This window comes from Serratia sp. OLAL2 (assembly GCF_002752475.1).
GTDB lineage: Bacteria > Pseudomonadota > Gammaproteobacteria > Enterobacterales > Enterobacteriaceae > Serratia > Serratia bockelmannii.
Genome location: NZ_MSTL01000002.1, coordinates 231047 through 254232 on the forward strand (window position 1 = coordinate 231047; position 23186 = coordinate 254232).

General features: G+C 61.1%; 27 protein-coding genes. 19 read left to right on the forward strand and 8 right to left on the reverse strand.

Annotation, left to right across the window (positions count from 1 at the left end; all coding sequences use genetic code 11):
- Window positions 1-58: 58 nt before the first annotated feature.
- From BVU99_RS03110 to BVU99_RS03145, 8 genes are all read left to right on the forward strand, one after another.
- Complete coding sequence (locus tag BVU99_RS03110; RefSeq protein WP_038629515.1) at window positions 59-1675, forward strand: methyl-accepting chemotaxis protein; 1617 nt, start codon at window positions 59-61, stop codon at window positions 1673-1675.
- Between the two features lie 37 nt (window positions 1676-1712).
- Complete coding sequence (cheR, locus tag BVU99_RS03115) at window positions 1713-2585, forward strand: protein-glutamate O-methyltransferase CheR (protein ID WP_025159837.1); 873 nt, start codon at window positions 1713-1715, stop codon at window positions 2583-2585.
- Window positions 2585-3634, forward strand: a complete 1050-nt coding sequence (locus BVU99_RS03120; RefSeq protein WP_099817136.1) for a chemotaxis response regulator protein-glutamate methylesterase — start codon at window positions 2585-2587, stop codon at window positions 3632-3634. The genes cheR and BVU99_RS03120 overlap by 1 nt, the downstream gene beginning before the upstream one ends.
- Window positions 3635-3736: 102 nt before the next feature.
- On the forward strand, window positions 3737-4126 hold the full coding sequence (gene cheY / locus BVU99_RS03125; protein WP_004934862.1) for a chemotaxis response regulator CheY: 390 nt from the start codon (window positions 3737-3739) through the stop codon (window positions 4124-4126).
- Between the two features lie 10 nt (window positions 4127-4136).
- Window positions 4137-4781, forward strand: coding sequence for a protein phosphatase CheZ (gene cheZ, locus BVU99_RS03130; RefSeq protein WP_004934858.1), 645 nt, complete (start codon window positions 4137-4139; stop codon window positions 4779-4781).
- 165 nt (window positions 4782-4946) lie between these two features.
- Window positions 4947-6098: a flagellar biosynthesis protein FlhB gene (flhB, locus tag BVU99_RS03135; protein WP_043138644.1), complete on the forward strand. Its 1152-nt coding sequence runs from the start codon at window positions 4947-4949 to the stop codon at window positions 6096-6098.
- On the forward strand, window positions 6091-8169 hold the full coding sequence (gene flhA, locus BVU99_RS03140; protein ID WP_099817137.1) for a flagellar biosynthesis protein FlhA: 2079 nt from the start codon (window positions 6091-6093) through the stop codon (window positions 8167-8169). Before flhB ends, flhA begins: the two co-directional genes overlap by 8 nt.
- The gene (locus tag BVU99_RS03145) at window positions 8169-8573 is read left to right on the forward strand and encodes a flagellar protein FlhE (RefSeq protein ID WP_038629510.1); all 405 of its coding nucleotides are present in this window, start codon (window positions 8169-8171) and stop codon (window positions 8571-8573) included. Before flhA ends, BVU99_RS03145 begins: the two co-directional genes overlap by 1 nt.
- 2 nt (window positions 8574-8575) lie before the next feature.
- Here BVU99_RS03145 and BVU99_RS03150 read toward each other — a convergent pair whose 3' ends face one another.
- The 5 genes from BVU99_RS03150 to flgA form a co-directional block, all read right to left on the reverse strand.
- Window positions 8576-8878, reverse strand: a complete 303-nt coding sequence (locus BVU99_RS03150) for a DNA-binding transcriptional regulator (protein ID WP_015378258.1) — start codon at window positions 8876-8878, stop codon at window positions 8576-8578.
- The gene (locus BVU99_RS03155; protein WP_025303266.1) at window positions 8871-9245 is read right to left on the reverse strand and encodes a type II toxin-antitoxin system RelE/ParE family toxin; all 375 of its coding nucleotides are present in this window, start codon (window positions 9243-9245) and stop codon (window positions 8871-8873) included. The genes BVU99_RS03150 and BVU99_RS03155 overlap by 8 nt, the downstream gene beginning before the upstream one ends.
- A 230-nt stretch (window positions 9246-9475) precedes the next feature.
- Window positions 9476-9910 carry a flagellar export chaperone FlgN gene (gene flgN / locus BVU99_RS03160; RefSeq protein ID WP_025303265.1) on the reverse strand — a complete coding sequence of 145 codons (435 nt, stop codon included), beginning with the start codon at window positions 9908-9910 and terminating at the stop codon, window positions 9476-9478.
- Window positions 9911-9950: 40 nt separating this feature from the next.
- Complete coding sequence (gene flgM, locus BVU99_RS03165) at window positions 9951-10262, reverse strand: flagellar biosynthesis anti-sigma factor FlgM (protein ID WP_004934832.1); 312 nt, start codon at window positions 10260-10262, stop codon at window positions 9951-9953.
- A 129-nt stretch (window positions 10263-10391) separates the two neighbouring features.
- Window positions 10392-11045 (reverse strand): flagellar basal body P-ring formation chaperone FlgA, encoded by a 654-nt coding sequence (gene flgA, locus BVU99_RS03170; RefSeq protein ID WP_025303264.1) that lies wholly within the window; start codon window positions 11043-11045, stop codon window positions 10392-10394.
- A 160-nt stretch (window positions 11046-11205) separates the two neighbouring features.
- Here flgA and flgB point away from each other — a divergent pair, with 160 nt between their 5' ends.
- The 11 genes from flgB (at window position 11206) to flgL (ending at window position 21360) form a co-directional block, all read left to right on the forward strand.
- Window positions 11206-11619, forward strand: coding sequence for a flagellar basal body rod protein FlgB (gene flgB, locus BVU99_RS03175; protein ID WP_025303263.1), 414 nt, complete (start codon window positions 11206-11208; stop codon window positions 11617-11619).
- Window positions 11620-11624: 5 nt separating this feature from the next.
- Window positions 11625-12029 carry a flagellar basal body rod protein FlgC gene (gene flgC / locus BVU99_RS03180; protein WP_004934826.1) on the forward strand — a complete coding sequence of 135 codons (405 nt, stop codon included), beginning with the start codon at window positions 11625-11627 and terminating at the stop codon, window positions 12027-12029.
- A gap of 12 nt (window positions 12030-12041) precedes the next feature.
- The gene (gene flgD, locus BVU99_RS03185) at window positions 12042-12719 is read left to right on the forward strand and encodes a flagellar hook assembly protein FlgD (protein ID WP_016927297.1); all 678 of its coding nucleotides are present in this window, start codon (window positions 12042-12044) and stop codon (window positions 12717-12719) included.
- A gap of 54 nt (window positions 12720-12773) precedes the next feature.
- A complete protein-coding gene (gene flgE / locus BVU99_RS03190) occupies window positions 12774-13997 on the forward strand; it encodes a flagellar hook protein FlgE (RefSeq protein ID WP_099817138.1) in 1224 nt (407 codons plus the stop codon).
- Between the two features lie 12 nt (window positions 13998-14009).
- Entirely contained in the window at window positions 14010-14765 is a 756-nt protein-coding gene (locus BVU99_RS03195; RefSeq protein WP_043138634.1) for a flagellar basal body rod protein FlgF, read from the forward strand.
- An 18-nt stretch (window positions 14766-14783) separates the two neighbouring features.
- Window positions 14784-15566, forward strand: coding sequence for a flagellar basal-body rod protein FlgG (gene flgG / locus BVU99_RS03200; protein WP_004934819.1), 783 nt, complete (start codon window positions 14784-14786; stop codon window positions 15564-15566).
- Window positions 15567-15649: 83 nt separating this feature from the next.
- The gene (flgH, locus tag BVU99_RS03205) at window positions 15650-16351 is read left to right on the forward strand and encodes a flagellar basal body L-ring protein FlgH (protein WP_004934817.1); all 702 of its coding nucleotides are present in this window, start codon (window positions 15650-15652) and stop codon (window positions 16349-16351) included.
- A 10-nt stretch (window positions 16352-16361) separates the two neighbouring features.
- A complete protein-coding gene (locus BVU99_RS03210) occupies window positions 16362-17462 on the forward strand; it encodes a flagellar basal body P-ring protein FlgI (protein WP_099817139.1) in 1101 nt (366 codons plus the stop codon).
- Entirely contained in the window at window positions 17462-18406 is a 945-nt protein-coding gene (gene flgJ / locus BVU99_RS03215) for a flagellar assembly peptidoglycan hydrolase FlgJ (protein ID WP_004934815.1), read from the forward strand. The genes BVU99_RS03210 and flgJ overlap by 1 nt, the downstream gene beginning before the upstream one ends.
- Window positions 18407-18691: 285 nt before the next feature.
- On the forward strand, window positions 18692-20341 hold the full coding sequence (flgK, locus tag BVU99_RS03225) for a flagellar hook-associated protein FlgK (RefSeq protein ID WP_033643519.1): 1650 nt from the start codon (window positions 18692-18694) through the stop codon (window positions 20339-20341).
- 59 nt (window positions 20342-20400) lie between these two features.
- A complete protein-coding gene (gene flgL, locus BVU99_RS03230) occupies window positions 20401-21360 on the forward strand; it encodes a flagellar hook-associated protein FlgL (protein WP_016927302.1) in 960 nt (319 codons plus the stop codon).
- A gap of 272 nt (window positions 21361-21632) precedes the next feature.
- On the opposite strand, the gene sra is transcribed toward flgL, so the two are convergent.
- From sra to fliQ, 3 genes are all read right to left on the reverse strand, one after another.
- Window positions 21633-21767 (reverse strand): stationary-phase-induced ribosome-associated protein, encoded by a 135-nt coding sequence (sra, locus tag BVU99_RS25225; RefSeq protein ID WP_087763075.1) that lies wholly within the window; start codon window positions 21765-21767, stop codon window positions 21633-21635.
- Between the two features lie 356 nt (window positions 21768-22123).
- Window positions 22124-22906, reverse strand: a complete 783-nt coding sequence (gene fliR, locus BVU99_RS03240; RefSeq protein WP_043138626.1) for a flagellar biosynthetic protein FliR — start codon at window positions 22904-22906, stop codon at window positions 22124-22126.
- A gap of 2 nt (window positions 22907-22908) precedes the next feature.
- On the reverse strand, window positions 22909-23178 hold the full coding sequence (gene fliQ / locus BVU99_RS03245; protein ID WP_004934803.1) for a flagellar biosynthesis protein FliQ: 270 nt from the start codon (window positions 23176-23178) through the stop codon (window positions 22909-22911).
- Window positions 23179-23186: the final 8 nt, after the last annotated feature.

Below are 23186 nucleotides of genomic sequence, written 5' to 3' on the forward strand. Positions count from 1 at the left end.
CGCAGGGGCCCTTTTCCCTACGTAGGCCGGTCGCCGGCCGGCTGCAAGGAGGTTCACAGTGTTTAACCGAATCCGTATCTCTACCAGCTTATTCCTGTTGTTGATGACCTTCTGCGTTCTGCAGTTGGCCAGCAGCGGCCTGTCGTATTCCGCGTTTCGCTCCGATAACCACAACCTCGACATCATCACCCTCGGCAGCCAGCAGCGCGATTCGCTCAGCCTGAGCTGGGTGTCGCTGTTGCAGGCGCGCAATACGCTGAACCGCGCCGGCACCCGCGCGGCGCTGAAGCTGCCGCAGGAGCAGGTGAACGAACTGATGAGCAGCGCCCGCAGTTCGCTGCAGAAGGCCGACCTCTATTTCAATCAGTTTATGGCGGTTGAACGCAGCAGTGAACAGCAGAGCCAGCAGACGGCCACCACCAAGGCCAGCTACGAGCGGCTGCGCGGCGCGCTGCGTGAACTGATCGGTTTCCTGGAAAAGGGCGAGCTGCAGGCGTTTATGGATCAGCCGACGCAGAAAACCCAGGACCTGTTCGAGGCCGACTTCGTGCAGTACCTGCAGTTGGTCAACGGCGACATCAGCGAAGCCAGGGACGCCAACCAGTTCTCCTTCACGCTGGCGGGCCTGATGCTGGCGGGGGCGGTCTTGATGCTGATCGTGGTGACCGGCAGCGCCATGTGGTGGTTGCGCACCATGTTGGTACAGCCGTTGAACCAAATCCGCAGCCACTTTGAACGCATCGCCGCCGGCGATTTGGCGACGCCGATTCAGGTGTACGGCCGCAATGAAATCAGCATGTTGTTCGCCAGCCTGCAACGCACGCAGCAGTCGCTGATCGGCACCGTCGGCGCGGTGCGCGACGGGGCGGAGTCGATTCTGATCGGCCTGCAGGAAATCTCCGAAGGCAATAACGATCTGTCTTCCCGCACCGAGCAGCAGGCCGCTTCGCTGGAAGAGACCGCCGCCAGCATGGAACAGCTGACCGCGACGGTGAAACAGAACGCCGACAATGCGCGGCAGGCCTCTCAGCTGGCACGTGACGCCTCGGCCACCGCGGCCAAGGGCGGCGAGCTGGCCGGCGATGTGGTCACCACCATGCACGATATCGCCAACAGTTCGCAGAAAATCGGCGCCATCACCAGCGTGATTGACGGCATCGCCTTCCAGACCAACATTCTGGCGCTCAATGCGGCGGTGGAAGCGGCGCGCGCCGGTGAACAAGGGCGCGGTTTCGCCGTGGTCGCCGGCGAAGTGCGCAACCTGGCGAGCCGCAGCGCGCAGGCGGCGAAAGAGATCAAGGGGCTGATCGACGAATCGGTCAGCCGCGTCAAACACGGCTCGGTGCTGGTGGAAAACTCCGGCGCCACCATGCAGGACATTGTGCGTTCGGTGACCCGCGTGACCGACATCATGGGCGAGATCGCGTCGGCGTCGGATGAACAGAGCCGCGGCATCGAGCAGGTGACGCAGGCGGTGACCCAGATGGATCAGGTCACCCAGCAGAACGCCGCGTTGGTGGAAGAGTCCGCTTCTGCCGCCACCGCGCTGGAAGAGCAGGCCATTACCCTGGCCGACGCGGTCGCGGTATTCCGTCTGGCGGACGATAACTTCGTCGCGCCAGGTAACAGCAGCAACGCAGTTTCACCCGTGGTAAAGGAAGCCCAAGATTGTTAAACCGCATAAGCAGCACGTTTTTCTCCGGTGAAGCGGCATGAAACAGGCGCCGTCAACTTCTAACCGGGATACAGCGTCGATGTTGACGCAAATGGTGCAGCGTCTGCCGCTGTCGGACGTGCATTTTCGCCGTATCAGCCAGTTGATTTATCAACGCGCCGGCATCGTGCTGGCGGAGCATAAGCGCGAGATGGTTTACAACCGCCTGGTGCGCCGGCTGCGGCTGTTGGGATTGCACGATTTCGGCGACTACTTGGCGCTGCTGGAAAGCGATCCGAACAGCGCGGAGTGGCAGGCGTTCATCAACGCGTTGACCACCAACCTGACGGCCTTTTTCCGCGAGGCGCATCACTTCCCGATCCTGGCGGAGCATGCGCGCTCGCGGCCGAACGGCTACAGCGTCTGGAGCACCGCGGCCTCGACCGGTGAAGAGCCGTATTCGATCGCCATCACGCTGAGCGATGCATTGGGCCAGCGGGCCGGCAGTTGCCAGGTCTGGGCCAGCGACATCGACACGCAGGTGCTGGAAAAAGCGGAAGCGGGCGTTTACCGCCAGGAAGATCTGCGCACCCTGACGCCGACCCAAATGCAGCGCTATTTCCTGCGTGGCACCGGGCCGCATCAGGGGCTGGTGCGCGTGCGGCCGGAACTGGCGGCGCGGGTGAACTTCCAGCCGTTGAACCTGCTGGCGCCAGAGTGGGCGCTGCCGGGGCAATTCGACGCCATTTTTTGCCGCAACGTCATGATCTATTTCGATAAGGCGACGCAGGAGCGCATTCTGCGCCGCTTCGTTCCCTTGCTTAAGCCGGGGGGGCTGATGTTCGCTGGCCACTCCGAGAACTTCAGCCAGATCAGCCGGGATTTCTACTTGCGTGGGCAGACCGTGTATGGGCTGACCAAGGAGAGGTAATGAGTAAAATCAGAGTGTTATGCGTAGACGATTCGGCACTGATGCGTCAGCTGATGACGGAAATCGTGAACGGCCATCCCGACATGGAAATGGTGGCGACCGCGCCGGATCCGCTGGTGGCGCGCGATCTGATCAAAAAATTTAATCCCCAGGTGCTGACGCTGGACGTCGAGATGCCGCGCATGGACGGGCTAGATTTCCTCGAGAAGCTGATGCGCCTGCGGCCGATGCCGGTGGTGATGGTCTCTTCGCTGACCGGTAAAGGGTCTGAGATCACGCTGCGCGCGCTGGAGCTGGGCGCGGTGGATTTCGTCACCAAACCGCAGCTCGGTATCCGTGAGGGCATGTTGGCCTACAGCGAACTGATTGCCGAGAAGATCCGCACCGCCGCCAGAGCGCGCCTGCCGCAGCGTTCCAACAGCCAGGCGCCGGCGATCCTCAGCCACGCGCCGCTGCTGAGCAGTGAAAAATTGATCGCCATCGGCGCTTCCACCGGCGGTACCGAAGCGATCCGCCAGGTACTGCAGCCGCTGCCGGCCACCAGCCCGGCGCTGCTGATCACCCAGCACATGCCGCCCGGTTTCACCCGTTCGTTCGCCGAACGGCTGAACAAACTGTGCCAGATCACGGTGAAAGAAGCGGAGGACGGCGAGCGCGTGCTGCCGGGCCATGCCTACATCGCACCGGGGGACCGCCACCTGGAGCTGGCGCGCAGCGGCGCCAACTATCAGGTGAAGCTGCATGACGGCCCGGCGGTCAACCGCCATCGTCCGTCTGTCGACGTGCTGTTCCGTTCGGTGGCGCAATATGCCGGCCGCAATGCGGTGGGGGTGATCCTCACCGGCATGGGGAACGACGGTGCGGCGGGGATGCTGGAGATGCACCGCGCCGGGGCCTATACCCTGGCGCAGAACGAGGCGAGCTGCGTGGTGTTCGGCATGCCGCGCGAGGCGATCGCCAGCGGCGGCGTCAGCGAAGTGGTTGAGTTGGACAGGATGAGCCAGCGCATGTTGGCGCAGATTTCCGGCGGCCAGGCATTGCGCATTTAATTTTAGTCCGCAGGGTTTACCCGGCGGCGATATGACCCTGGTTCGCCGCGCGGCGGCCTGCGGTTTTGCATCATTAAACGGTTAACTATTTCAGGAGTAACAATGGCAGACAAAAACCTCAGATTTCTGGTTGTGGACGACTTTTCCACCATGCGCCGCATCGTCAGAAATCTGCTGAAAGAGCTGGGCTTCAACAACGTCGAAGAAGCTGAAGATGGTGCGGATGCGCTGAACAAGCTGCGCGCCGGCGGTTTCGACTTCGTGGTGTCCGATTGGAACATGCCGAACATGGACGGACTCGAACTGTTACAGACCATTCGCGCCGATAGCGCGCTGGCCGCGATGCCGGTACTGATGGTGACGGCGGAAGCCAAGAAAGAAAATATCATCGCGGCGGCGCAGGCCGGCGCCAGCGGTTATGTAGTGAAACCTTTTACGGCGGCGACGCTGGAAGAAAAGCTCAACAAGATTTTTGAAAAATTGGGCATGTAAGGAGAGGGCGATGAGAGACATTCCAATGCCTGCCAGCGATGCAGCGACCGCGGGAGAGATTATCTCCCGCATCGGCCAACTGACCCGAATGCTGCGCGACAGCATGCGCGAACTGGGGCTTGATCAGGCGATCGCCCAGGCGGCAGAGGCGATCCCGGATGCGCGCGACCGTCTTGACTATGTCGTAACCATGACGGCGCAGGCGGCGGAACGGGCGTTGAACTGCGTGGAGGCGGCGCAACCGCGCCAGGCGGAGCTGGAATCCGGCGCCAACGCGTTGAAAGGGCGCTGGGACGAGTGGTTCGCCAATCCCATCGAATTGGACGATGCGCGTTCTCTGGTCAACGACACGCGCCAGTATCTGGATCAGGTGCCGGGCCATACGGCCTTCACCAATGCCCAGCTGCTGGAAATCATGATGGCGCAGGACTTCCAGGATCTGACCGGTCAGGTGATCAAGCGCATGATGGACGTGGTGCAGGAGATCGAAAAGCAGCTGCTGATGGTGCTGATGGAAAACATGCCGGAGCAGCCGGTGAAGGAAAAACGGCCGAACGACAGCCTGCTGAACGGCCCGCAGCTCGACCAGAACGGCGTCGGCGTCATCGCCAACCAGGCGCAGGTCGACGATCTGCTCGACAGCCTCGGTTTCTAAGGCTTTTCGGGGCGCGCGACGGCGCGCCCCGACAACATTCCGCGCAGTTTTCGTCTCATCCCCTAAATAACCCGCCTTTTTCCCCGTTGTTCCGCCAATGACATCGCCAATTTTTTGGCATGCTGACCGCCATTCTTTACCCTCCCGACACAGGAACGGCGTTTCGTGGCTGAAGACAGCGATCTGGAAAAAAGCGAGGCCCCCACGCCCCACCGGCTGGAGAAGGCGCGTGAAGACGGCCAGATCCCGCGCTCCCGCGAGCTGACCTCGGTACTGATGCTGCTCTCGGGCCTCGCGATCATCCTGATGTCCGGCAGCAACATGGCGCAACAGCTGGCGGCGATGCTCACGCAGGGGTTGAACTTCGACCATGGCATGGTCAGCAACGATAAACAGATGGTACGCCAACTCGGCATGTTGCTGCGTCAGGCGGTGCTGGCGCTGTTGCCGATCATGGCGGGGCTGGTACTGGTGGCGCTCGCCGCGCCGATGCTGCTGGGGGGCATTCTGTTCAGCGGCAAGTCGATTAAATTCGACTTGAAGCGGTTGAACCCGTTGTCCGGGTTGAAGCGCATCTTTTCCACCCAGGTGCTGGCCGAGCTGCTGAAAGGGATCCTCAAAGCGACGCTGGTCGGTTGGGTGACCGGTCTTTATCTGTGGCACAACTGGGCGGCGATGCTGCATCTGATGACTCAGCAGCCGCTCGACGCGTTGGGCAATGCGCTGCAGATGATCCTGTTCTGCGGTTTTCTGGTGGTGCTGGGATTGACGCCGATGGTGGCGTTTGACGTGTTCTACCAGCTGTGGAGCCACTTCAAAAAGCTGAAGATGACCAAGCAGGATATTCGCGACGAATTCAAAGACCAGGAGGGGGATCCGCACGTCAAGGGACGCATTCGCCAGCAGCAGCGGGCGATCGCCCGGCGCCGCATGATGGCCGACGTGCCTAAGGCGGACGTGATCGTCACCAACCCGACGCACTACGCCGTCGCGTTGCAGTACAACGACAAAAAAATGAGTGCGCCGAAAGTGCTGGCCAAAGGGGCCGGCGAAATCGCCTTGCGCATTCGTGAGCTCGGTGCGGAGCACCGCATTCCGATGCTGGAGGCGCCGCCGCTGGCGCGTGCGCTGTATCGGCACAGCGAGATTGGACAACATATTCCGGCCACCCTGTATGCCGCCGTCGCCGAAGTGCTGGCCTGGGTGTACCAGCTGCGCCGCTGGCGGCGCGAGGGCGGCCTGATCCCGAAAAAACCTGAACGTTTACCGGTGCCGGAAGCACTGGATTTTGCAAGAGAGAGTGACTCTGATGGCTAATTTGGCCTCCCTGCTTCGTTTGCCGGGCAATTTTAAAGATACGCAGTGGCAGGTGTTGGCCGGCCCGGTGCTGATCCTATTGATCCTGTCGATGATGGTGCTGCCGTTGCCGGCGTTTATCCTCGATCTGCTGTTTACCTTCAACATCGCGCTGTCAATCATGGTGCTGCTGGTGGCGATGTTCACCCAGCGCACGCTCGAATTCGCCGCCTTCCCGACCATTCTGCTGTTCTCCACATTGCTGCGTTTGTCGCTCAACGTCGCGTCGACGCGCATCATCTTGCTGGAGGGCCACACCGGTTCCGCCGCCGCCGGGCGCGTGGTGGAAGCCTTTGGCCACTTCCTGGTGGGGGGCAACTTCGCCATCGGCATCGTGGTGTTCATCATCCTGGTGCTGATCAACTTTATGGTAATTACCAAAGGTGCAGGGCGTATCGCCGAAGTGGGCGCTCGCTTCGTGCTGGACGGCATGCCGGGTAAACAGATGGCGATCGACGCCGACCTGAACGCCGGGCTGATCGGTGAAGACGAAGCGAAGAAACGCCGCGCTGAAGTGACCCAGGAGGCCGATTTCTACGGCTCGATGGACGGTGCCAGTAAATTCGTGCGTGGCGATGCCATTGCCGGCCTGATGATCATGGTGCTGAACGTCGTCGGCGGCCTGTTGGTCGGTGTCGTGCAGCATGGCATGGAGCTGGGGGCGGCGGCGGAAAGCTATACGCTGCTGACCATCGGTGACGGCCTGGTGGCGCAGATCCCAGCGCTGGTGATCTCCACCGCGGCCGGCGTCATCGTCACCCGCGTCGCGACCGATCAGGACGTCGGCGAGCAGATGGTGGGCCAGCTGTTCAACAATCCGCGCGTGATGTTGCTGAGCGCCGGGGTACTGGGGCTGTTGGGCCTGGTGCCGGGCATGCCGAACCTGGTGTTCCTGCTGTTTACCGCCGCTTTGCTGGGCCTGGCCTGGTGGCTGCGTGGCCGTGAACAACAGGCACCGAAAACGGTGGAAGAACCGGCGATGCCGGAGAATCCGCAGGCCGCCGAGGCCAGCTGGGCCGACGTTCAGTTGGAAGATCCGCTGGGGATGGAAGTGGGCTACCGGCTGATTCCGATGGTCGATTTTCAACAGAACGGCGAGCTGCTGGGGCGTATCCGCGGGATCCGCAAGAAATTCGCGCAGGACATGGGCTATTTGCCGCCGGTGGTGCACATCCGCGACAATCTGGAACTGCCGCCAGCCAGCTACCGCATCCTGATGAAAGGCGTTGAGATCGGCAGCGGTGAAGCGCAGCCGGGCCGTTGGCTGGCGATCAACCCCGGCAATGCCGTGGGCGAGCTGGCGGGAGACAAAACCGTCGATCCCGCCTTTGGGCTCGAGGCGGTATGGATCGACAGCGCCTTGCGCGAGCAGGCGCAGATCCAGGGCTTTACCGTGGTGGAAGCCAGTACCGTAGTAGCGACGCACCTTAATCACCTGATCGGCCAGTTCGCCAGCGAGCTGTTTGGCCGCCAAGAAACTCAGCAGCTGCTGGACCGTGTTTCACAAGAGATGCCGAAGCTGACCGAAGACTTCGTGCCGGGCGTGGTGTCGCTGACGACGCTGCACAAAGTGCTGCAAAACCTGTTGGCCGAACGCGTTTCTATCCGCGATATGCGCACCATCGTCGAAACGCTGGCGGAACATGCCCCGGCGCAAAGCGATCCTTATGAGCTGACGACCGTGGTGCGGGTGGCGCTGGGCCGGGCGATCACGCAGCAGTGGTTCCCGGGCAACGGCGAGATTCAGGTTATCGGCTTGGATACCCAGCTGGAGCGCCTGTTGCTGCAGGCGTTGCAGGGCGGCGGCGGTCTGGAGCCGGGGCTGGCCGATCGCCTGCTGGAACAGGCGCGTCAGGCGCTGCAACGGCAAGAGATGCTCAGCGCGCCGCCGGTGCTGTTGGTTAACCATGCGCTGCGTCCTTTACTGGCGCGCTTTCTGCGCCGCAGCCTGCCGCAGCTCGTGGTGCTGTCCAACCTGGAGGTTAACGACGATCGCCAGATTCGCATGACGTCGACCATTGGAGCCGCCTGATGAAACGCTGTCTGTTCGTGTTGTGTTTGCTGGCGCCGTTAACCGCCGGTGCGGTGTCCGGCTCCTGGGTGGCCGAAGGGGCGGGCGTGACGTTGGAACAGGGCGGCATGCGCGATGAGTCCGCCGGTTTGCGGCCGCCGAACGCGTTGCCGGATGCCAATGCGCGCATCACCCGCGTCAGCTGGCGCTACCGTTTGCTGGGGCCTGAACCAGTGGGGCTGCAGGCGCAGCTTTGCACGGTCAACCGCTGCATTCCGCTGGGCGGCGGCAGCGGCAGCAGCAACGGTCTGCAGGGCGAGCCGGCCAATGCGGAATTGCGTTTCGTCTATTACGTGCAGTCGCAAGGCGGGTTGAACCCGCCGCTGCGGGTGATTGGCAATCAGGTGATCGTCAATTATCAGTAAGATCAGGCCAGAATTTGCAGGCCGTTGCGTTCCACCAGCGTCAGCAGCTTCATCGCGGCGGAGTTCGGTTGCGCTTCGCCGCGCTCCCATTTCTGTACCGCCTTTTTGCTGACGTTGAGATACAGCGCAAACACCGGCTGACTGACGTTTTCCCGTTCGCGCAGCGCGCGGATCTCGGCCGGCCCGAACTGCTTCACCGGCCGCAGGCACAGCATGTCGAAGGTACGCATGGTCACGTCGTCGACGAAACCGGCGCGGTGCAGGCCCTGAACTTCCTGGTGGATCTCGGCAAGAATTTTACTCATCGCTTAGCCTCCGTAACTCCCTGTTGTTGACCAGCTGGTAGAGTCTGAATGGCGAATAATCCAGATACAGCGCAGCCAGATGTTTCAATCCCTGTAACTCATCCGCACTGATGTTTTCTCTCTCGCTTTTGGCAAAGCCGCGCATAAAAAACAGGCGGTCTTCATCGCGAAAAACGATCAGCACCCGATAGCCGCCACGTTTGCCCGCACCAGCCCGAGCGATGCGCTTTTTGTATACGCAACCGCCAAGATTGGCGTCGTACCGCTGATGCTGCATTTCTCGCGCCGCTTTCACTATCGTGGCGTCGCTAATGCGCTCGCGTGCGGCAAAACCCTGAAAGGTTTTGGTGAGATAGATATCAGCCATTCGCTCTCCCTGCGAATCTATACCCGTTAAGGGTATATTTCAAGTGATTTAAAAATCACCACAGGGTGACAAGTGGCCAAAGGGAAAGAAACAGCTAAATTCACGTTCTGCGCAGCCTGACGCATAACGTTAAGGGAACTCAGGAGGTGATGAGGTGAAAATGCGAGGGGATGCGCAAAAGTCGGCTAACGCGTGCCCGGTGATAGGCTCACCGGGCGAAATGAGTCAGGTCAGACGCCGATTTTTCTGCCGAGCAGGCTGCCGGCGTGCGACTGGCCGTCCGGGCCATACAGCGATTTGTTGTTCTTACTGAGGATAGCCAGCGCCTGAGCGTTGTGGTCGATCTGCTGATTGAGCAGCAGGCCGTTGTGCTGGTTCTTCTCACGCAGCGTTTGGCTCAGCAACTGAACGCGTTGCCAGCGATCGGCCAGAGGCGCATGGCTGGCATAGGGCGCGCGTTGCCCGCAGGTTTTTTCCTGCCCCAGGCGCTGTTGCTCGAGGTAAGCGACCGTCGCCAGCAGTTGGCTTTTGGCATCGGTGACGCGCTGCAAGGCCACGCCGGGCAACTGGCCGGAACACAGCAAGTCGTGCTCTTCCTCCAGCACGCCATTGAGCGCCTGCAGTGTTTCCAACAGTTTGTCCAGCAGTTGTACCAGCTTTTCCATAGTGATGACTTATCCTTTATCGCTACCCGCCGCCGCGTTGTCAGTCGCGTCCGGCGATCCATTGAACATCGCTCTGCGCGTCTTGCAGCAGTGCGTCGGCGATTTTGCCGGCGTCCATCTTCAGTTCACCGTTGCGGATCGCCTGTTTGATGGCCTCGACCCGGCCCATATCGATATCCTGGGTGCCCGGTTGCATCAGGCGCGCCTGCGCCTCGCTCAGTTTGACCTGCGTGCCGCTGACGGCGGTTTCGGCCACGGCGGCCTTGCGCGGTTGGAGCGGGTTGTCGGCCGGGGTTTCACGCGGTTGCACAGTGGAAACCGGCTGTAACCGCTGGGTGCGATCGATACTCATGGTCCATCTCCGTTTACGCCGTGGCCGCTCGGGGGCGACGACGCTGCAATGAAAGTTTTGCGGCCCTGGTGGCCAATAAAATGCTGCTTGATTTGTCTTATCGGCAAGGTTTGCGGAACCTTTACTTTTTTATAACGTAATGCGGATCGCGCCGTCGTCCCCGACCACGCCGCTGACGATCTGCCCGGACGCCATGCGCACCCGCACGCTGTCTTCGGCGGCGGCGTTGTTCATCGCCTTACCCGCACCGCTGATGCTGAATCCTTCGCCCTGTGCATTGACCTGTACCGATTGCCCGGCCTTGATAATCCAGGCGCGGCGCAGCATGGCGAGGGTCAGCGGCTGACCGGGGCTAATGTTGCGCAGGCTGACGGCGCCTAACGCTTTGCTCGCTTCGGTCAGCGCACGCGGCGGCAGGGTATCGAGCCGGCCTGCTTTCAACGTCAGGTCCGCCGCGGTCAACCGGCTGCCGGCGCTGATGCCGCGCGCCGAAACGAGATAGCGGCCAAACACCTGCACCTGCGTCTGGATAAAACGCCGCTCCTGGCCACAGCGCGCCGAAATGCTGACGTTGCCGCCGATCCGCGCGTTGGGCGGCAGCGACAGCTGCGGCAGTTCGCAAGCGGGCCATTGGTTCGGCGGCGTGCGCACCCGCACTTTTACCTGTACCGGTTCGCCGCTGAACTTGCCTTGGATGAAGCTTTCGATTTGCGTCGCCAGATCGTCGGCGCGCGCGTTCAGACTGCACAGCAGGCCGATAAGCAGCAGCATTTTACCTTTCATCGTCATCTTCTCAAGCTTCATCGGGATACGCGTAAGTGTACCCGCAGCGCGCGCAGGCTAAGCAGATAAATAGCGCCCCATTTTGCGTTTATTCCCGCGATAGGGTAGCGCGGGGGGCGTTTATGCTGTCGACTCCAAATTCTAACCTCGCGGAGGGAGCATGCTCGACAAACTGGACGCGGCTCTGCGCTTTGGCCAAGAGGCGCTGAACTTGCGCGCCCAGCGGCAGGAAATTCTGGCCGCCAACATCGCCAACGCAGACACACCGGGTTATCAGGCGCGGGATATCGATTTCGCCAGCCAATTGAACAAAGTGATGGAGCAGGGGCGCGTCAGCGGCAACGGCATGTCGCTGAACCTGACGGCGGCGCGCCACATCCCGGCGCAGACCCTGCAGCCGCCGCAGCTCGATCTGCTGTTCCGGGTGCCTGATCAGCCGTCGATGGACGGCAACACGGTGGACATGGATCGCGAACGCACCAACTTTGCCGATAACAGCCTGAAATATCAGACCGACCTGACGCTGCTCAACGGTCAGATCAAAGGGATGATGTCCGTGCTGCAACAAGGATAAGGCGCATGTCTTTACTGAATATTTTTGATATCTCCGGCTCGGCGTTATCGGCGCAATCCCAGCGCATGAACGTCAGCGCCAGCAACATGGCCAACGCCGACAGCGTGACCGGTCCGGACGGCGAGCCTTACCGCGCCAAGCAGGTGGTGTTCCAGGTCGCGGCGGCCCCCGGGCAGCCGACCGGCGGCGTACGCGTCGCTCAGGTGGTGGACGATCCGGCGCCCGAGCGTCTGGTCTATCAACCGGGCAACCCGCTGGCGGACGCCAAGGGCTACGTGCGCATGCCGAACGTCGACGTGGTGGGGGAAATGGTCAACACCATCTCCGCTTCCCGCAGCTACCAGGCCAATGTCGAGGTGCTCAACACCACCAAGTCGATGATGATGAAAACCCTGACGTTGGGTCAGTAACCGGAGGTTCCCATGGCTATCGCCGCAACCACGAACGAGTCGTTGGACAACACCGTCATCGGTAACAACAGCAAAAATACCAACAGCCAGGATCTGCACAACAGTTTCCTGACGCTGCTGGTGGCGCAGTTGAAAAACCAGGATCCGACCAATCCGATGCAGAACAACGAACTGACCTCGCAGCTAGCGCAGATCAACACCGTGCAGGGCATCGAAAAACTCAACACCACGCTGGGGTCGATCTCCGGCCAGATCAACAGCAACCAGTCGCTGCAAGCCACTGCGCTGATCGGCCACGGCGTGATGGTGCCGGGCAATAACATTCTGGTCGGCAGCAAGGACGGCAAGGTCAGCACGACGCCGTTCGGCGTGGAACTGGAGCGCGCTGCCGATCAGGTGACCGCTACCATCACCAACGCCAGTGGGCAGGTGGTGCGCACCATCGAAATCGGCGGCCTGACCGCCGGTGTGCATGCCTTCACCTGGGACGGTTCGTTGGATGACGGCTCTACCGCACCCGACGGCGCCTACAAAGTGGCGATTAACGCCAAAGGCAATGGCGAGCAACTGGTGGCGCGCAGCCTGCACTTCGGCCTGGTGAACGGCGTGATCCGCGACGGCAACGGCGCCAAGCTGGATCTCGGTCTGGCGGGCAACGCCACCCTGGAAGACGTGCGACAGATCTTATAACCCTAAGCATCAGGCTCAATCGGACGATAGCCTGACCACTATTCGGAGAATAACATGGCCTTTTCTCAGGCAGTCAGCGGCTTGAACGCGGCAGCAACCAACCTGGACGTGATCGGTAACAACATCGCCAACTCCGCGACTGCGGGCTTCAAATCCGGCAGCGTCTCCTTTGCCGATATGTTCGCTGGCTCGCAAGTCGGTCTGGGCGTCAAAGTGTCCGGCATCACCCAGAACTTCAAGGGTGGCACCACCACCGGTACCAGCCGTGCGCTGGATGTGGCCATCAACGGCAACGGTTTTTTCCGCATGCAGGATAAAGACGGCGGCATCTTCTATACCCGCAACGGTCAGTTCAAGCTGGACGAGAACCGCAACCTGACCAACATGCAGGGGCTGCAGCTGACCGGCTACCCGGCGGCCGGTTCTCCGCCGACCATCCAACAGGGTGCCAACCCGGTGCCGTTGAGCATTCCTGAAGGTATGATGAACGCCAAGGCATCCACCTCCGGCGAGATGGTGGCCAACCTGAAGTCCACCCATAAAGTGCCGGAGAACAAGACCTTCGATCCGACCAAACAGGACAGCTACAACTACGTCAACACCATCACCGCTTACGACTCGCTGGGTAACGCGCACAACATCAACGCCTACTTCGTGAAGACGGAAGACAATAAATGGCAGGTCTACACCCAGGACGGCAGCGCCGCGCCAGTGAACGCCGGCACCATGGAGTTCAGCACCAGCGGCAACCTGGTGAAAACCACCAGCACCAACGGCGCGCCGGGCGAGTTCAGCATGGTGATCCCGATGACCGCCAAAGACGGCGCACCGGCGCAAAACTTCACCCTGAGCTTCGCCGGCAGCATGCAGCAGAACGTGGGCAGCGACTCGGTGAGCAAGGTATCGCAAGACGGCTATGCCGCCGGTGAATACACCAACTTCCAGATCAACAACGACGGCACAGTGGTGGGCATCTACTCCAACCAGCAGACTCAGGTGCTGGGCCAGATCGTCATGGCCAACTTCTCCAACCCGGAAGGGCTGGCGTCGCAGGGCGATAACGTGTGGCAGGAAACCGGTGCGTCCGGTCAGCCGCGCGTTGGTCTGTCGGGCGGCGGCGGCTTCGGTAAGCTGACCAGCGGCGCGCTGGAGTCTTCCAACGTCGATCTGAGCCAGGAGCTGGTGAACATGATCGTCGCACAGCGTAACTACCAGTCCAACGCCCAGACCATCAAGACGCAGGACTCCATCCTGCAGACGTTGGTTAGCCTGCGCTAATAAGGCCGAGTTATGGATCACGCGATTTATACCGCGATGGGCGCGGCGCGCCAAACGCTGGAACAGCAGTCCATTACCGCCAACAACCTGGCCAATGCGTCGACGCCGGGCTTTCGCGCCCAGCTCGCCGCATTGCGCGCGGTGCCGGTCGACGGGCCGAGCATGGCGACGCGCACCTTGGTGACCGCGTCGACGCCGGGCGCCGATATGAGCCAGGGGGCGCTGAACTACACGGCGCGTCCGCTGGACGTGGCGCTGCAGCAGGACGGTTTCCTGGCGGTGAGCCTGCCGGGTGGGGGGGAAGCCTATACCCGCAACGGCAACATTCAGATCTCCTCCACCGGGCAGTTGACGGTGCAGGGATTGCCGGTGATGGGTGACGGCGGCCCGATCGAGGTGCCGCCGTCGGCGGAGATCACCATCGCGGCCGACGGTACCATTTCGGCGCTGAACGCCGGCGATCCGCCGAACACCATCGCGCAGATTGGCCGTCTGAAGCTGGTGAAAGCCGATGCGCGCGAAGTGATGCGCGGTGACGACGGGCTGTTCCGCCTGACGCCGGAAACTCAACAGCAGCGCGGCAATCAGTTGCAAAACGATCCGCAGGTGCGGGTGATGCCGGGCGTGCTGGAGGGCAGCAACGTCAAGCCGATGGAGACCATGGTCGACATGATCGCCAACGCCCGCCGTTTTGAAATGCAAATGAAAGTCATCCACAGCGTGGATGAAAACGAACAGCGTGCCAACTCACTGCTCTCAATGAGTTAAGCAGCAAGGAAATAACCGATGATTCCATCCTTATGGATTGCCAAAACCGGTCTGGACGCGCAGCAGACCAACATGGACGTGATCGCCAACAACCTGGCGAACGTCAGCACCAACGGCTTCAAACGCCAGCGTGCGGTATTTGAAGATCTGCTGTACCAGACCATGCGTCAGCCGGGGGCACAGTCCTCCGAGCAGACCACGCTGCCTTCCGGTCTGCAGATCGGCACCGGCGTGCGTCCGGTGGCGACCGAGCGTCTGCACAGCCAGGGCAACCTGTCGCAGACCAACAACAGTAAAGACGTCGCCATCAAGGGGCAGGGTTTCTTCCAGGTGATGCTGCCGGACGGCACCCAGGCCTACACGCGCGACGGCTCGTTCCAGATCGATCAGAACGGCCAGCTGGTCACATCCAGCGGTTTCCAGGTGCAGCCGGCGATCACCATTCCGGCGAACGCGCTGTCCATCACCGTCGGCCGCGACGGCATCGTCAGCGTCACCCAGCAGGGGCAAACCGCCGCCCAGCAGGTGGGTCAACTGACGCTGACGACCTTTGTCAACGACAGCGGTCTGGAGAGCGTGGGCGAGAACCTGTATCAGGAAACCGAAAGCTCGGGCGCGCCGAACGAGAGCACGCCGGGGCTGAACGGCGCCGGTCTGCTGTATCAGGGCTACGTGGAGACCTCCAACGTTAACGTGGCGGAAGAGCTGGTCAACATGATCCAGACTCAGCGCGCTTACGAGATCAACAGCAAAGCGGTTTCGACTTCCGATCAGATGCTGCAAAAGCTGACACAACTGTAATCTGTCATTGACGGGCCCGGCTTGCCGCGCCCGTCATTCTCTTTCGTGAAACAAAGGCGATACCCGTGGTAACCACATATTCGATGGCAATCCTGCCGCGGCAGGGACAACGCTGGCTGGCGGGAATGGTGATGCTGACGCTGAGCGGCTGCGCTTATATTCCGCATAAACCGCTGGTGGACGGTGCGACCACGGCGCAGCCCGCGCCGGCCAGCGCGCCGATGCCGAACGGCTCGATCTTCCAGACGGTGCAGCCGATGAACTACGGCTATCAGCCGCTGTTCGAAGACCGCCGTCCGCGCAACGTCGGTGACACCCTGACCATCGTGCTGCAGGAAAACGTCAGCGCCAGCAAGAGCTCTTCCGCCAACGCCAGCCGCAACGGCGCCAGCAAGTTCGGCGTCGCCACCTCGCCGCGTTACCTCGACGGTCTGTTGGGCAATGCGCGCGCCGATATGGACATTTCCGGCGACAGCACCTTCGGTGGCAAGGGCGGCGCCAACGCCAACAACACCTTCAACGGCACCATTACGGTGACGGTCAACCAGGTGCTGGCCAACGGCAACCTGCACGTGGTGGGGGAAAAGCAGATCGCCATCAACCAGGGCACCGAATTCATTCGCTTCTCCGGCGTCGTTAACCCGCGCACCATCAGCGGCAACAACTCGGTCACCTCGACGCAGGTGGCGGACGCGCGTATCGAATACGTCGGCAATGGCTATATCAACGAAGCGCAGACCATGGGCTGGCTGCAGCGCTTCTTCTTAAATGTTTCACCGTTCTAAGGATTGACTGATGCTGAAAAAATGGTTTATCGCGCTGTGCGTCGGGCTGGTGTGCTTGCCGGCGGTGGCGGAGCGCATCCGCGATCTGGTGACGGTGCAGGGCGTGCGAGACAACGCCCTGATCGGCTACGGCCTGGTGGTGGGGCTGGACGGTTCCGGCGACCAGACCATGCAGACGCCGTTCACCACCCAAAGTCTGAGTAACATGCTGTCGCAGTTGGGCATCACCGTGCCGCCGGGCACTAACATGCAGCTGAAAAACGTGGCGGCGGTGATGGTGACCGCCAAACTGCCGCCGTTCTCGCGCGCCGGGCAGAACATCGACGTGGTGGTTTCATCGATGGGCAACGCCAAGAGCCTGCGCGGCGGCACCTTGCTGATGACGCCGCTCAAAGGCGTGGATAACCAGGTCTATGCGCTGGCGCAGGGCAACGTGCTGGTCGGCGGCGCGGGCGCGGCGGCCGGCGGCAGCAGCGTGCAGGTCAACCAGCTGGCGGGCGGGCGCATCAGCAACGGCGCCACCATCGAGCGCGAGCTGCCGACCACCTTCGGCAGCGGCGGCGTACTCAACCTGCAGCTGAACGACGAAGACTTCACGCTGGCGCAGCAGATCAGCGACGCCATCAACCGCCAACGCGGCGGCGGCACCGCGACGCCGCTCGACGCCCGCACGATCCAGGTGCTGGTGCCGCAGGGCAACAGCTCTCAGGTGCGTTTCCTGGCGGAGATTCAAAACATCACCGTCAACGTCGGCGCGATGGACGCCAAAGTGATCATCAACTCGCGCACCGGGTCGGTGGTGATGAACCGCGATGTGATCCTCGATTCCTGCGCCGTCGCCCAGGGCAACCTGTCGGTGGTGGTCGATCGGCAGAACACCGTCAGCCAACCGACGACGCCGTTCGGCGGCGGCCAGACGGTGGTGACGCCAAACACCCAGATCTCGGTGCAACAGCAGGGCGGATCGCTGCAGAAGGTGAACGCCAGCGCCAACCTGAACAACGTCATTCGCGCGCTGAACGCGCTGGGCGCCACGCCGATCGATCTGATGTCGATCCTGCAGGCGATGCAGAGCGCCGGCTGCCTGCGCGCCAAGCTGGAAATCATCTGATGGCCGGCGATCTGATGGCAATGTCGGGTGCGGCCTATGACGCCCAGGCGCTGAACGGTCTGAAGCGCGATGCGGCGGCCGACCCGCAGGGCAACCTCAAGCAGGTGGCCCAGCAGGTAGAAGGCATGTTCGTGCAGATGATGCTGAAAAGCATGCGATCCGCCTTGCCGCAGGACGGGGTATTGAGCAGCGATCAAACGCGGCTCTATACCTCGATGTACGACCAGCAAATCGCCCAGCAGATGTCGCAAAAAGGGCTGGGGCTGGCCGACATGATGGTCAAGCAGATGAGCAACGCCAACGCGGTGCCGAGTGAAACGGCGGGCCTGTCGCCGATGGCGCTGGACAACGAGGTGCTGCAAACGCTGCCGAACCAGGCGCTGGAGCAGATGGTGCGCCGCGCGATGCCGAAAGCCCCGCCGGCCGCCGCGCCACTGTCGCTCAACAACGGCAACTTCGTCGCTCGCCTGTCGATCCCGGCGAAGGTCGCCAGCCAGCAGAGCGGCATTCCGCATCAGCTGATCGTCGCGCAGGCGGCGCTGGAGTCCGGCTGGGGGCAGCGCGAGATCCCGACCTCAGACGGCACGCCGAGCTACAACCTGTTCGGCATCAAGGCCGGCGGCAGCTGGAACGGGCCGGTGACGGAGATCACCACCACCGAGTTCGAACAGGGCGCGGCGAAGAAGGTGAAGGCGAAGTTCCGCGTCTACGGGTCGTATGTCGAAGCGATTGCCGACTACGTCAAACTGCTGACCAACAACCCGCGCTATGCCGACGTGGCCGCCGCGCGCAGCCCGGAGCAGGCGGCGCATGCGCTGCAACGCGCCGGGTACGCCACCGATCCGCAGTACGCCAGCAAACTGGTCAGCGTGATTCAGCAGATGAAGAGCGCGGGGGAACAGGCGGTGAAAGCTTACACCCACGATCTGAAAGATTTGTTCTAAATCCCCGTCATTCTTGACGCCGCAGCGGCGTTGACTGCACAAGCTCGCCCCGGTCACTTGGCTTAACCAAGCGCTCGGGGACGCCCTTGCTTGTCGCCTTGCTGCGACGCCAATTATTTAGGGGATAGGCGGTAACGAAGGCTAGCTGGATGCTGACCGCGTTGCCGCTTTTTTTCCTCAAGTTCTTCTCATTTTGGCCGATAACCGAAACAGGCTGAGCGAACAGGCTCAGCAGCTCAATTAAGAACCCTGTGGGCCACCGGCGCCGCAGCATAAGGAATTCCGATGTCCAATAGCTTAATCAATACCGCGATGAGCGGGCTGAATGCGGCTCAGGTGGCGCTCAGTACCGTCAGCAACAACATCTCCAACTACAACGTGGCGGGCTACAACCGCCAGACCGCGATCCTGGCGCAGAACGGCGGCATGGCCACCATGAGCGGCTTTATCGGCAACGGCGTGACCGTCACCAGCGTTAACCGCGAGTACAACCAGTTCATCACCAACCAGCTGCGCGGCGCACAAAGCGCGTTCGGGGCGCAGAACGCCTATTACGAGAAGATTTCGCAGATCGACAATCTGTTGGCGAGCAAGACCAACCCGCTGTCGACCAACATGCAGGATTTCTTTACCAACCTGCAGAACCTGGTGAGCAACGCCGGTGACGACGCCGCGCGCCAGACGGTGCTGGGCAAGGCCAACGGTCTGGTGAACCAGTTCAACAACACCGATAAATTCCTGCGCGACATGGACAACGGCGTTAATCAGCAGATCAGCGATACGGCGCAGCAGATCAACAGCTACGGCCAACAGATCGCCAAGTTGAACGATGAGATCACCCGTTTGCGCGGCAGCGCCGGCGGCGAGCCAAATGCGTTGCTGGATCAGCGCGATCAGCTGGTCACCGAATTGAACCAACTGGTGGGCGTACAGGTCACGCAACAGGACGGCGACGCCTATACCGTCTCCTTCGCCAACGGCTTGACGCTGGTGCAGGGCAGCAATACGTATCAGGTGGAAGCCGTGCCTTCCAGCAGCGATCCTTCCCGTCTGACCATCGGCTATAACCGCGGCAACGGCGCCAGCGAAGTGCCGGAAGGCCAGATCACCAGCGGCACGCTGAGCGGCGTGCTGAAATTCCGCAGCGAAACGCTGGACGGCGTGCGCAATCAGCTGGGCCAGTTGGCGCTGGCGATGGCGGACAGCTTTAACCAACAGCATCGCGCCGGCTTCGATCTGAACGGTGACGCAGGCGGCGACTTCTTCAGCTTCAGCGGCGGCCGGGTGGTGGATAACACCCGCAACACCGGCGACGCGTCGCTGTCGGTTTCTTACACCGATACCGGCAAGGTGAAGGCTAACGATTATCGCGTTGAGTTCGACGGCAGCAACTGGCAGGTCAGCCGCCTGCCGGACAATGTGAAAGTCAACGCCACGCCGGGCACCAGCGCCGACGGCAAACCGACGCTGAACTTCGACGGGTTGGAAGTGAGCATCGACGGCAATGCGCAGGCCAAAGACAGCTTCACCGTGAAGCCGGTCAGCGACGTGGCGGGCAACCTGAAAGTGGCCATCACCGATTCGTCCAAGATCGCCGCCGCCGGTAAAGACGACAGCGGCCGCGGCGATAACGAGAACGCCAAGAAGCTGCTGGATCTGCAAACCAAAAACCTGGTGGACGGCAAAGCGACCCTGAGCGGCGCTTACGCCGGCATCGTCAGCGGCGTCGGCAACCAGACCGCCGCCGCCAAGGCCATCGCTACCTCGCAGGCCAAGATCGTCACGCAGCTGGGTGCGCAACAGCAGTCGATGTCCGGCGTCAACCTTGACGAAGAGTACGGTGAACTGCTGCGTTTTCAGCAGTACTACATGGCCAACGCGCAGGTGATTCAGACCGCCAGCTCGTTGTTCGACGCGCTGCTGAATATTCGTTGATTTCATTGTTAATCGGCGCCGATAACGGCGCCGGTCGCTCAGAGTAAGGAACCCACAGCATGCGCATGAGCACCAGCATGATGTACCAACAGAACATGAACGGCATCACGGGCAACCAGTCGTTGTTCATGAAGGCGGCCGAGCAGCTTTCCTCGGGCAAGCGGGTGATCAACCCGTCCGACGATCCGCTGGCGGCGTCGCGCGCGGTGATGTTGTCGCAGTCGCAGGCGGAAAACAGCCAGTACACCCTGGCGCGCACCTTCGCTCGTCAGAACGTGTCGATGGAAGAAACGGTATTGGCCGGCGCGACGTCCACCATCGCGGATATGAAGGCGCTGATCGTCAACGCCGGCGGCACCGAAAGCGATAACGATCGCCAGTCGCTGGCCACCCAACTGCAGGGGCTGAAAGATCAGCTGCTGAACCAGGCCAACAGCACCGACGGCAACGGCCGCTATATGTTCGGCGGATATGTGAACGACAAGGCGCCGTTCGTCGATAACGGCGGCACCGTCAGTTATCAGGGCGGGGACAAGACGGTTCAGCAGAAAGTGGACGCCAACCGCACCATGACCATCGGCCATACCGGCAACGCGGTGTTCATGTCGTTGACCAGTAATCCGAAGCCCGAGCCGGACGGCAGCGCGCCGGTCAGCAACGTATTCGAGAGCATCGATATTGCGCTGAACGCGTTGAAAACCCCGCTGCAGGGCGCCGACGAGGCCACCAAGCAGCAGGTGAACGATGCCTTGGCGAAAGCCAACCGCGGTCTGGACAACTCCTACAACAACGTGTTGAGCGTGCGCGCCGAGCTGGGCAGTCAGCTGCAGGAAATGGATCAGCTGGACAGCATCGGTAAAGAGCGTGACATGACCAACCAGATCCAGATGAGCGCGTTGACGGATGCCGATCTGGCCGAGTCTATCTCGTCTTATTTCATGCAGCAGGCAGCGCTGCAGGCGTCGTATAAAACCTTCAGCGATATGCAGGGCATGTCGCTGTTCCAGATGAATCGTTAAGAGCAATACCCCGTTGCCTGACCGCGACGGGTTTCCCTTTAGTGCGCTTAGAAAGTGCCTTCTCCGCCTCGCGGGGAGGGAGGCTTCTTGAAACCGGGTGCACTCGTTTGGCGCGTCGCTCGTTCTCCCACTACTGACTGAGTGACGCGCCTTTTTTTCATCAGGAAAGAAATAATACGATTGTCACCCCTGTTTAATGCGCAATGGCATTATTGAAATCAGCGGTGGAAGAATCGCGATGGATATTATTTCCCTGACGATAAATAGCGCTGCTATTTCTTTTTCTTCTCCACTTTCCATTTTCCGCCGTCGGCCGTCTCGGTAAACGAAACTCTAAACTTGTTGCTTTTCCAGTGGGTCAGACCGAATAACCGGCGTGCTTTGCGGTTGCTTTTCGCTTTAATCATTTTCTCGCTCCTGTGGTTAGCAAAGGTCGATGCTGCGCCCTGCAGCCGGTAGGCGCCGGACGCATTTATTCAGGGTGTAAGTTATCTGTCGCGCATTTAACCCTGCGTGACTGCGTTATTTTTTATTTTCACTTGGGAGTCAACGTTTTTATCGCCGCTGATGGCTAGCGTGGTACAAGCGATATTTCTGTTGCCGGGTCTATTCTAGGTCGGGGTTTTATTTATTCAAGCCGCCGGAGACATTTGAACCTTAATCCGGATAAAAGGCGTTTCTCAGGCTTTTGTCCCAAGAAAGCGTTTTTATTGCCATTTTGTCTCAGGCAGATAAGGGGGAAAGGGAGGGGCGTTGCAGGGGCTTAGAAGGTCATGCCGCCGATTACCGCCGCCAGTCGATCGAAGATTTCACCGAACAGATGTTCACAGAACGGCGCCAGCATCGGCATCATCATACCCAGCGTCATGATGCCGAAGGTCATGGTGACCGGGAAACCGATCACGAAGACCGACAGCTGCGGGGTCATGCGATTGAGCAGGCCGAGCGCCATGTTCAGCGTCAACAGCAGGCAGATCAGCGGCAGCGCCAGCATCATGCCGTTGATGAAAATCAGCGAGCCAACCTGGGTCAACACCAGGAAGCCGTTGCCGTTCAGCGGCTGCGTTTGGATAGGCAGGGTATGGAAGCTGTCCGCCAGCAGCGAAATCAGCCACAGATGGCCGTCGAAGCTGAGGAACAGCAGCATCGCCAGCAGGTTGAGCAGGCGCGCCAGCACCGGCATGTTCGGGCCGCCGCTGGGATCGAAGAAGGTGGCGAACGACAGGCCCATCTGCATGCCGATCACTTCGCCCGCCAGGCGCACCGCCGCGAAGGCGAACTGCATGGTCAATCCCAGCGCCACGCCGATCAGAATCTGTTGAACCGCCAGCCACAGGCCGGCGGCGGAGAAGATCGGGATATTGCTGGCGGGCAGCGTCGGCGCGATCAGGATGACGATCAGCCCGCCAAGGCCGATTTTGACCTTTTTGCTGATTTGTTTTTCGCTGAATATCGGCGCGGTGCTGATCAGCGCCAGAATGCGCAGCAGCGGCCAAAAGTAGTGGCTGAGCCAGACGGTGAGCTGGGCGCTGTCGAAGGTGAGCACGGTCAGCCGATCAGGGTGGGCAGGTTGCTGAACAGAGTGCGCATGTAGTCCAGCAACAGATTCAACATCCAGGGACCGGCGATGATGATGGTGGCCACCACCGCCAGAATTTTAGGGATGAACGACAGCGTCATTTCGTTGATCTGGGTGGCGGCCTGCAGCAGGCTGACGACCAGGCCGCTGATCAGCGCCGCCAGCAGCAGCGGGGCGGCCAGCGCCAGCGCGACTTTCATCGCTTCGGTGCCGAGCGCCATAACCGATTCAGGTGTCATCTCGCGTT

Bases quoted from the DNA above. Each gene is read 5' to 3' on its own strand.
- cheR (WP_025159837.1), top strand. From the start codon at position 1,713: ATGAAACAGGCGCCGTCAACTTCTAACCGGGATACAGCGTCGATGTTG.
- BVU99_RS03120 (WP_099817136.1), top strand. From the start codon at position 2,585: ATGAGTAAAATCAGAGTGTTATGCGTAGACGATTCGGCACTGATGCGT.
- cheY (WP_004934862.1), top strand. From the start codon at position 3,737: ATGGCAGACAAAAACCTCAGATTTCTGGTTGTGGACGACTTTTCCACC.
- cheZ (WP_004934858.1), top strand. From the start codon at position 4,137: ATGAGAGACATTCCAATGCCTGCCAGCGATGCAGCGACCGCGGGAGAG.
- flhA (WP_099817137.1), top strand. From the start codon at position 6,091: ATGGCTAATTTGGCCTCCCTGCTTCGTTTGCCGGGCAATTTTAAAGAT.
- BVU99_RS03145 (WP_038629510.1), top strand. From the start codon at position 8,169: ATGAAACGCTGTCTGTTCGTGTTGTGTTTGCTGGCGCCGTTAACCGCC.
- BVU99_RS03150 (WP_015378258.1), bottom strand. From the start codon at position 8,878: ATGAGTAAAATTCTTGCCGAGATCCACCAGGAAGTTCAGGGCCTGCAC.
- BVU99_RS03155 (WP_025303266.1), bottom strand. From the start codon at position 9,245: ATGGCTGATATCTATCTCACCAAAACCTTTCAGGGTTTTGCCGCACGC.
- flgN (WP_025303265.1), bottom strand. From the start codon at position 9,910: ATGGAAAAGCTGGTACAACTGCTGGACAAACTGTTGGAAACACTGCAG.
- flgM (WP_004934832.1), bottom strand. From the start codon at position 10,262: ATGAGTATCGATCGCACCCAGCGGTTACAGCCGGTTTCCACTGTGCAA.
- flgA (WP_025303264.1), bottom strand. From the start codon at position 11,045: ATGAAAGGTAAAATGCTGCTGCTTATCGGCCTGCTGTGCAGTCTGAAC.
- flgB (WP_025303263.1), top strand. From the start codon at position 11,206: ATGCTCGACAAACTGGACGCGGCTCTGCGCTTTGGCCAAGAGGCGCTG.
- flgC (WP_004934826.1), top strand. From the start codon at position 11,625: ATGTCTTTACTGAATATTTTTGATATCTCCGGCTCGGCGTTATCGGCG.
- flgD (WP_016927297.1), top strand. From the start codon at position 12,042: ATGGCTATCGCCGCAACCACGAACGAGTCGTTGGACAACACCGTCATC.
- flgE (WP_099817138.1), top strand. From the start codon at position 12,774: ATGGCCTTTTCTCAGGCAGTCAGCGGCTTGAACGCGGCAGCAACCAAC.
- BVU99_RS03195 (WP_043138634.1), top strand. From the start codon at position 14,010: ATGGATCACGCGATTTATACCGCGATGGGCGCGGCGCGCCAAACGCTG.
- flgG (WP_004934819.1), top strand. From the start codon at position 14,784: ATGATTCCATCCTTATGGATTGCCAAAACCGGTCTGGACGCGCAGCAG.
- flgH (WP_004934817.1), top strand. From the start codon at position 15,650: ATGGCAATCCTGCCGCGGCAGGGACAACGCTGGCTGGCGGGAATGGTG.
- BVU99_RS03210 (WP_099817139.1), top strand. From the start codon at position 16,362: ATGCTGAAAAAATGGTTTATCGCGCTGTGCGTCGGGCTGGTGTGCTTG.
- flgJ (WP_004934815.1), top strand. From the start codon at position 17,462: ATGGCCGGCGATCTGATGGCAATGTCGGGTGCGGCCTATGACGCCCAG.
- flgK (WP_033643519.1), top strand. From the start codon at position 18,692: ATGTCCAATAGCTTAATCAATACCGCGATGAGCGGGCTGAATGCGGCT.
- flgL (WP_016927302.1), top strand. From the start codon at position 20,401: ATGCGCATGAGCACCAGCATGATGTACCAACAGAACATGAACGGCATC.
- sra (WP_087763075.1), bottom strand. From the start codon at position 21,767: ATGATTAAAGCGAAAAGCAACCGCAAAGCACGCCGGTTATTCGGTCTG.
- fliQ (WP_004934803.1), bottom strand. From the start codon at position 23,178: ATGACACCTGAATCGGTTATGGCGCTCGGCACCGAAGCGATGAAAGTC.